This window comes from Sphingosinicella sp. (genome assembly GCF_052388015.1).
GTDB lineage: Bacteria > Pseudomonadota > Alphaproteobacteria > Sphingomonadales > Sphingomonadaceae > Allosphingosinicella.
This window is the reverse complement of record NZ_JBQTIN010000110.1, coordinates 1-7608: the sequence shown is the minus strand read 5'-3', so window position 1 is coordinate 7608 and position 7608 is coordinate 1. Positions and strand designations below refer to the sequence as shown.

Genomic DNA, 7608 nt, shown 5'->3' with positions numbered 1-7608 from the left:
GCGCCCTCATAGATGCGCAGCGCCCGGATCTCGCGATAGAGGCTCTCGACCGGGACGCCCCGGGTGACGCCGAGGCCGCCGAAAATCTGCACCGCCTTGTCGATCACGCTTTGCGCGCGGTCGGTGGCGTGGAGCTTGGCGAGCGCCGCCTCGCGGCTGTTGCGCTTGCCGCACACGTCGCGAACCCAGCCGGCGCGATAGACGAGCAAAGCGGAAGCCTCGACGTCCAGCACCATCTCGGCGAGCATCGACTGGACGACGGCATTGTCGGCGAGCGTGGCCCCCATCGATTGGCGGGTGAGGGCGCGAGTGGTCGCCTCGTCCAGCGCCCGGCGCGCGAAGCCCAAAGCGGCCGCGCCGACCGTCGTTCGGAACACGTCGAGCGTCGCCATCGCCTGCGCGAAGCCTCGCCCCCGCTCGCCGAGCAGGGCGTCGGCCGGAAGGCGCATGTCGGTGAAGTTGAGCGTCGCCAACGGGTGCGGCGCGATCACTTCGATCCGCTCGCTATCGTCCAGACCGGGTCCGCCGGCCTCGACGATGAAGGCCGACACACCCTTCGCGCCAGGGGCCTCGCCGGTGCGGGCGAAGAGGACATAGAAATCGGCGATGCCGCCATTCGAAATGTAAGCCTTGGCGCCGTTGATCACGAAGCCGTCGCCGTCGACATCGGCGCTTGTTTCCATCGAGGCGACATCGGAGCCGGAGGTCGGTTCGGTGAGCGCGAAGGCCGCGATCTTCTCACCCGACGCGACCGCAGGCAGCCAGGCCTGCTTCTGCGCCTCCGAGCCGAACAGGCTGATCGTGCCCGATCCCAAGCCCTGCATCGCGAAGGCGAAGTCGGCGAGCCCGTCATGCCGGGCCAGCGTTTCGCGGATCAGCGCCAGCGAACGGACGTCGAGCCGCTCATGCACGCCGCCATAACCCGCCGGCACGCAATAACGCAGCCAGCCGCCCTCGCCGAGCTTGCGGACCAGCGCGCGGCATTCGGCGTCGATGTCGTCGCCATGGCCGTTCGAAAGATGCACCGCGCACCAGCTCTCCAGCTCCGCCGCCAGCGCCCGGTGCGTGGCGTCGAAGAAGGGCCAGTCGAGGAAGGAGCGGTCGGCCATCAGTCGCCTTCGAACACCGGCTTCTGCTTCGCCGCGAAGGCTTCGAAAGCGCGGCGGAAATCATTCGTCGCCATGCAGATCGCCTGCGCCTGCGCCTCCATCTCGATCGCGGTTTCAAGGCTCACCGCCCATTCGGTGTTGAGCTGCATCTTGGTCATGCCGTGCGCGAAGGTGGGGCCGCCGGCGAGACTGCGCGCGAGAGATTGAGCCTCGGCGAGCACCTGATCGGCTGGTACCAGCCGGTTGTGGAAGCCCCAGCGCTCGCCCTCCTCGGCGCTCATCATTCGGCCGGTGAAGAGCAGTTCCGACGCCCGGCCATGGCCGATGATCCGCGGCAGGATCGCGCAGGCGCCCATGTCGCAGCCGGCCAGCCCCACGCGCGTGAACAGGAAGCCGACCTTCGAGTCCGGTGTCGCGATCCGCAAGTCCGACGCCATCGCGACGATCGCGCCGGCGCCGGCGCAGATGCCGTCGATCGCGGCGACGATCGGCTGCGGGCAGCCGCGCATCGCCTTGACGAGGTCGCCGGTCATCCGGGTGAAATCGAGCAGCTGAGGCATCGCCATTTCGGTCAGTGGGCCGATGATCTCATGGACGTCGCCGCCCGAGCTGAAATTGCCGCCCGCGCCGGCGATGACGACGGCCTTCACCTCGCGGGCATAGACCAGTGCCCGGAACATATCGCGCAGCTCGGCATAGGAGTCGAACGTGAGCGGGTTCTTCCGCTCCGGCCGGTTCAGCGTAATCGTCGCCACGCCGTCGGCAAAATCCCACAGGAAATGTTCCGGCCGGAAGGTCGCGGGGTTCATCGTCTCTTCCTTGTCGACGAAGCGGCGGCGATCGAGGTCTTGAGCGTGCCGAGCGCGACATAAAGCCGCTCGCGATGGGTGAAGCCCAGGCTGCCCACCATCTGCTCGATCCAGTCGCCATGGGCGCGGGCGAGACGTTGGAAATGCTGTTTGCCCTCCGCCGTGAGGGTAGCGATCGACGAGCGGCGATCGCCGGGCGCCTTCCTGAGCTCGATGAAGCCGTCGCGGACCAGCGCCTTGGCGATCTGCGTCACATTGCCGTTGGTGACCAGCATGGCCTCGGACAGCGCCCCCATCGTCAGGCCGTCCGGGTAGCGGTGCAGGGTCGCCATCATGTCGAAGCGGGGCAAAGTGGTGCCGCGCTCGGCGAAGCGGCGCTGGATCTCCTTCTCGATCGCGTCGGTGCAGGAGAGCAGGCGGAGCCAGACGCGCACGCTGTTGCGGTCGCCGAGCGCGCCGTCATGTTTCTCGCGAATGGGCTGGAAAGGCTTCATGTCACTTCTCCGCCGGCGACAATGATCGCCTGGCCTGTGATGGATCGGCTTTCGGGGAGGCATAGCCACAGCACCGCATTCGCAACCTCGTCCGGGGTGACGAGCCGGCCCTGCGGGTTGAGGCGCGCAAGCTCGGCGCGCGCCTCATCCGCGCTGCGGCCGGTCTTGTCGCTGATCCGGCTGATCGCCTGCGCGACGAGGTCGGTGTCGGTGAAGCCGGGGCAAACCGCGTTGGCGGTGACGTTGGTCGAGGCGAGCTCGGCGGCGAGCGCCCGCATCAGCCCGATCGCGCCATGCTTCGCGGCGGTGTAGGCGGCGGTGTAACGATAGCCGATCAGGCCGGCGGTCGAGGCGATGGTGACGATCCGTCCCTGCTCGGCGGCGAGCAGGTCCGGCAGCGCGGCCTGGCAGCAATGGAAGACACCGTCGAGATTGACCGCGATCATCCGCCGCCAGCTTTCCTGGCTCAGCCTGGCGAAGGGCGCGCTCTCCGCGGCGCCGGCATTGTTGACCAGGATCGTGATCGGCCCCTGCATCGCGCGCGCCTCGGCGAAGGCGCGGTCGACCTCGGCGCGGTCGGTGACATCGGCGGTGGCGAAGAATCCGGCACCGGTGGCGGCGATCTCCAGCGGCTCGCGGCGGCGGCCGATCAGGGTGACGCGCGCGCCATCGGCGGCGAGAACACGGGCGGTCGCGGCGCCGATCCCGGTGCCGCCCCCCGTGACGACGGCATGCTGTCCGTCCAGTCTCATGCCTTGAGTTCCGCTTCGCGTTGCAGGTTGCGCGCGAGCTGGGCCATGCCGCCGAGATAGGGCGGCGGCACGGCGACGCGGCGATAGTCCTGGCTGGCCGCCGCGCGCAGCGTCCAGCTCGGATCGATCAGATGCGGTCGGGCGAGCGCGACGAGGTCGGCGCGGCCGGCGGCGAGGATCGAGTTCACATGATCGGGCTCGTAGATGTTGCCGACCGCCATCGTGGTCAGCCGTCCTTCGTTGCGGACCTGGTCGGCGAAGGGCGTCTGGAACATGCGGCCGTAGATCGGCTGGCAATCGGCCCAGGTCTGCCCGGCCGAGACGTCGATCAGGTCGGCGCCGGCCTCGACGAAGGCGCGTCCGATCTCGACCGCCTCGTTCGGAGTCACGCCGGCGTCGCCCATCCAGTCATTGGCCGAGATGCGCACCGACATCGGCCGCTCCGCCGGCCAGGCGTCGCGCATCGCGCGGAACACTTCCAGCGGGAAGCGAAGGCGGTTTTCGAGGCTGCCGCCATAGTCGTCGGTGCGCTTGTTGGTCAGCGGGGTGATGAAGCTGGACAGCAGATAGCCATGTGCCGCGTGCAGCTCGATCATGTCGAAGCCGGCCTCCAGTCCCATCCGCACGGCGGCGACGAACTGGTCGCGCACCGCGTCCATGTCGGCGCGGGCCATCGGCCGCGGCACCTGATTGTCGGGCGACCACCGCACGTCGGAGGCGGCCATGACCGGCCAATTGCCGCTCTCCAGCGGCACGTCATAGCCTTCCCAGCCGACCTTGGTGCTGCCCTTGGGCCCCGAATGGCCAAGCTGGAGACAGAATCTGGCCGTCGAGCTGGTGTGGACGAAATCGACGATCCGCGTCCATGCCGCGACCTGTTCGGGGGTGTAGATGCCGGTGCAGCCGGGTGTGATCCGACCCTCCGCCGAGACGCAGGTCATCTCGGTGTAGAGGATGCCGGCGCCGCCCTGCGCACGGGCACCGTAATGGACGAGGTGGAAGTCGTTCGGGCAGCCGTCGACGGCCGAATACATCGCCATCGGCGAGACGACGACGCGATTGGCGACCTCCATCCCGCGCAGCCGGAACGGGGCGAACATCGGCGGCGCGGCCTCGTTGACCGGCTTGCCCGCCGCCTTTGACTGGAACCAGCGCTCGACGCCCTCCAGCCAGGCCTTGTCGCGCAGGCGCAGATTCTCGTGGCTGACGCGCTGCGAGCGGGTGAGCAGGGAATAAGCGAACTGGATCGGCTCGAAATGGAGGTAGCGGTCCAGCGTCTCGAACCATTCGGTCGAGTTGCGGGCACTGTTCTGGAGCTTCAGCACCTCGAGATTGCGCTCCGCCTGATATTCGGCGAGCGCCGCCTCGCGGCCGAGGCCGGGGCGGTTGAGCACCTCGGCGAGCTTGATCGCGTCCTCCAGCGCCAGCTTGGTGCCCGATCCGATCGAGAAATGGGCGGTGTGCGCCGCGTCGCCGAGCAGGATCAGATTCCGGTGGTGCCAGGTGTCGCACTTGATCCGCCGGAAGATGAGCCAGGCCTGCGGCCCCGGCAGGTGCGTCGCGTTCGACATCAGCGGCGCACCATCGAGATATTTGGCGAAGATCGTTTCGCAGAGGGCGATCGCCTCTTGCTGGCTCATCCGGTCGAAGCCAAGCCCGGCCCAGGTCGCCGGGTCCATCTCGACGATGAAGGTCGAGCAATCATCGTCGAAGCGATAGGCGTGGGCCCAGATCCAGCCCGCCGCCGTCTTCTCGAACGCGAAGGTGAAGGCTTCGAACGCCTTCGGCGTGCCGAACCAGAAGAATTTGTTGCGACGGGCCTGGGTGTCGACGCCGATATGCGCCTGATAACGATCCCGGATGCGGCTGTTCGCGCCATCGGCCGCGACGACGAGGTCATAATCCGCCCAGTCGGCGAGATCGGCGCTCGCCTCCTGCTCGAAATGGAGCTGGACGCCGAGCTCGCGGGCCCGTTCCTGTAATATGTTCAGCAGCCGCTTGCGCCCGATGCCGATGAAGCCGTGGCCGGACGAGCGGATTGTCTGGCCATGAATGTGGACGTCGATATCGTCCCAATGGGCGAACTCGTCGCGGATCGTCGCGCCGCTTTGCGCGTCGTTCGCCATCAGATTCTCGACCGTCTGGTCGGAAAAGACGACGCCCCAGCCGAACGTGTCGTCGGCCCGGTTGCGCTCAAAGACGTGCACATCGTGCGCGGAATCGCGCAGCTTCATCGAAATCGCGAAGTAGAGCCCGGCGGGACCACCGCCGAGGCACGCGATCCGCATCCCCGCCTCCCAGTTCTTTAGGCCTAAAATATCCTGATCCGCGGCCGCGTCAAGACCGGCCGGAGCATGTCATCGAACCGTCATCATCCTGTCATCGCGCCTCCCCAGAAGCCGGATAGCGCAGGCGTGGACCAAGCTGCCGGGGGAGATTCGGGTGCAGGCGAACCCGCACACGGTGAAGGCGTTCGACGATGATCTCGATCGGCTCCGCGCGCTCGTGTGTGAGCTGGGCGGTCGGGCGGAGACCGCGGTCGTCGATGCGGTGGCGGCCCTGGTAAAGGCCGACGCCGGCCGAGCCGAAGCGGTGCTTGCCGGCCAGAAGGGGGTGGAGGCCCTCGTCGCGCGCATCGAGCGTGAGACGGTGCAGATGATCGCGCTGCGCTCGCCGCTCGCCGACGATCTGCGCGAGGTTCTCGCCGCATTCCGCATCGTCGCGCTGATCGCGCGGATGGCGGACAATGCGGTGAACATCGCGCGCCGCGCCATGCAGCTTGGCGAGTTCCGCGCCGCCGAGCAGACGCGCACGATCGCGGCGATGGGGGACGCGGTAACGACGATGGTGAAGGCGGCGCTGGATGCTTATTCGGTCCGCGACCCGGCGGCGGCGGCGCGCGTGCTCGCGATGGACGACGAGGTCGACGCCTTTCATGCCGGCCTCTTCGCCTCGCTCGTCGCGCATATGACCCGCCATCCGGAAACGATTACGGCGTCCAGCCATCTGCTGATGGTTTCCCAGAAGCTCGAGCGGGTCGCGGACCACGCCGCCTCGATCGCCGGCATCGTCCATTATGCCGCCACCGGCGAGGAGGCAGAGGCATGAGCCGATTGCGCTTGCTGCTTGTCGAGGACGATCCGGCGCTGACCGACCTCCTGCAATGGCATTTCGATCGCGAGGATTTCGATGTCACCCATACGGGCGACGGCGACGAGGCTCTCGAGCTGGCGGCGGAATCGCCACCCGACATCGTCCTGCTCGACTGGATGATCGAGGGCGTGTCGGGGCTCGAAGTCTGCCGCCGGCTGCGCCGCGCGCCGGCGACCGCCGGCGTGCCGATCATCATGCTGACCGGCCGGACCGAGGAAGCGGACCGGGTCAAGGGGCTGGAGAACGGCGCCGACGATTATGTCACCAAGCCGTTCAGTCCGCGCGAATTGATCGCCCGGGTCCGCGCGGTGTTGCGCCGCGCGTCGCCGACGCCCAACGAGCAGCTGCGGCTCTCCGATCTCGAAATGGATCTCATCCAGCATAAGGTGAGGCGTGGCGGGCGAAGCATCGCGCTCGGCCCGACCGAGTTCCGGCTGCTGCGGCATTTCCTTGAAAATCCGGCGCGGGTGTTTTCGCGCGAGCGGTTGCTCGACGCCGTCTGGGGTCGCGATCGCGAGATCGAGCCGCGCACCGTCGACGTCCACATCCGCCGGCTTCGCCAGGCCATCAATCTCGAGGGGCGGCCGGAGCTGATCCGTACCGTACGGTCGGCCGGCTATGCGCTCGATGACGACTCCGGGTGAGCGGCGCTCGTCGCGGCTGATTGTGGGCGGCGGGGGGTTGTCGCGGCGCTGCTCCTGTTCGTCATCTTCGCTGGCGGCTCCGACGAGGCACCGTCCGCCAGCCCGGCCGCGCCACCAACGCCGCCTCCGGCGGCCCCGCCCGTCGCCGCCGCTCCATCGCTGGCACCAGCCGCGTCTGTTTCGCCGCAGGGTCTTCGTCTCTACGGCGTCGGTGGCGCCGGCGCGATCATCGGCTTGCCGGACGGCGCGCAGCGGCTGATTCCGGTGGGACGCGACGTGCTGCCGGGGCTGACGCTCGCCTCGGTCGGCGTCGACCATGCGGTGCTGCGTTCATCGACCGCGACATACCGGCTGGGCTTCGACGGCGTGGCGGCGGGCCAGGCGGGTCCCGCGGAGCCGGGTCAGGGTCAACCGCATGGCGACCAGGCCGCGCTGCGCGTCGAAACGCTGCGCTATCGCATGGGATTGCAGCCGGTCACCACGGACGGCCGGGTGACGGGCCACATCGTTCGCGCCGGCGCGTCGATGCCGGCGCTCGAGCGGGCAGGGCTTCGTCCGGGCGACGTGATTCGCCGCGTCAACGGCTCCGAGTTCAATGGCGAGCAACTCGAGGAGCTGGCCTGGACGATGGCCAATTCGAACGAGGT

7 protein-coding genes and 1 pseudogene are annotated in these 7608 nt (G+C 68.2%); 3 read left to right on the top strand and 5 right to left on the bottom strand.

Features of this window, described 5'->3' with window-relative positions; translation table 11 throughout:
• From ACT4N3_RS09160 to ACT4N3_RS09140, 5 genes are all read right to left on the bottom strand, one after another.
• Positions 1-1109, bottom strand: a 1109-nt coding sequence (locus ACT4N3_RS09160) for an acyl-CoA dehydrogenase family protein (RefSeq protein WP_444854913.1), incomplete at its 3' end; no start/stop codon positions are given.
• Positions 1109-1918 (bottom strand): enoyl-CoA hydratase family protein, encoded by an 810-nt coding sequence (locus ACT4N3_RS09155; protein ID WP_444854912.1) that lies wholly within the window; start codon positions 1916-1918, stop codon positions 1109-1111. The genes ACT4N3_RS09155 and ACT4N3_RS09160, both read right to left, overlap by 1 nt.
• Positions 1915-2412, bottom strand: a complete 498-nt coding sequence (locus tag ACT4N3_RS09150; RefSeq protein WP_444854911.1) for a MarR family winged helix-turn-helix transcriptional regulator — start codon at positions 2410-2412, stop codon at positions 1915-1917. The genes ACT4N3_RS09155 and ACT4N3_RS09150 overlap by 4 nt, the downstream gene beginning before the upstream one ends.
• Positions 2409-3164, bottom strand: a complete 756-nt coding sequence (locus ACT4N3_RS09145) for an SDR family NAD(P)-dependent oxidoreductase (RefSeq protein WP_444854910.1) — start codon at positions 3162-3164, stop codon at positions 2409-2411. Before ACT4N3_RS09145 ends, ACT4N3_RS09150 begins: the two co-directional genes overlap by 4 nt.
• Complete coding sequence (locus ACT4N3_RS09140) at positions 3161-5452, bottom strand: bifunctional salicylyl-CoA 5-hydroxylase/oxidoreductase (RefSeq protein ID WP_444854909.1); 2292 nt, start codon at positions 5450-5452, stop codon at positions 3161-3163. Before ACT4N3_RS09140 ends, ACT4N3_RS09145 begins: the two co-directional genes overlap by 4 nt.
• 154 nt (positions 5453-5606) lie before the next feature.
• Between ACT4N3_RS09140 and phoU the strand changes: the two genes are divergently transcribed.
• The 3 genes and pseudogenes from phoU to ACT4N3_RS09125 all read left to right on the top strand — a co-directional run.
• The gene (gene phoU / locus ACT4N3_RS09135) at positions 5607-6272 is read left to right on the top strand and encodes a phosphate signaling complex protein PhoU (protein ID WP_444854908.1); all 666 of its coding nucleotides are present in this window, start codon (positions 5607-5609) and stop codon (positions 6270-6272) included.
• A complete protein-coding gene (gene phoB, locus ACT4N3_RS09130; RefSeq protein WP_444854907.1) occupies positions 6269-6961 on the top strand; it encodes a phosphate regulon transcriptional regulator PhoB in 693 nt (230 codons plus the stop codon). Before phoU ends, phoB begins: the two co-directional genes overlap by 4 nt.
• A gap of 234 nt (positions 6962-7195) precedes the next feature.
• A pseudogene (locus ACT4N3_RS09125) lies at positions 7196-7608 on the top strand (hypothetical protein); the annotation flags it as partial.

Excerpts from the sequence above, each read along its gene's own strand:
- ACT4N3_RS09155 (WP_444854912.1), bottom strand. The coding sequence starts at position 1,918 with ATGAACCCCGCGACCTTCCGGCCGGAACATTTCCTGTGGGATTTTGCC.
- ACT4N3_RS09150 (WP_444854911.1), bottom strand. The coding sequence starts at position 2,412 with ATGAAGCCTTTCCAGCCCATTCGCGAGAAACATGACGGCGCGCTCGGC.
- ACT4N3_RS09145 (WP_444854910.1), bottom strand. The coding sequence starts at position 3,164 with ATGAGACTGGACGGACAGCATGCCGTCGTCACGGGGGGCGGCACCGGG.
- ACT4N3_RS09140 (WP_444854909.1), bottom strand. The coding sequence starts at position 5,452 with ATGCGGATCGCGTGCCTCGGCGGTGGTCCCGCCGGGCTCTACTTCGCG.
- phoB (WP_444854907.1), top strand. The coding sequence starts at position 6,269 with ATGAGCCGATTGCGCTTGCTGCTTGTCGAGGACGATCCGGCGCTGACC.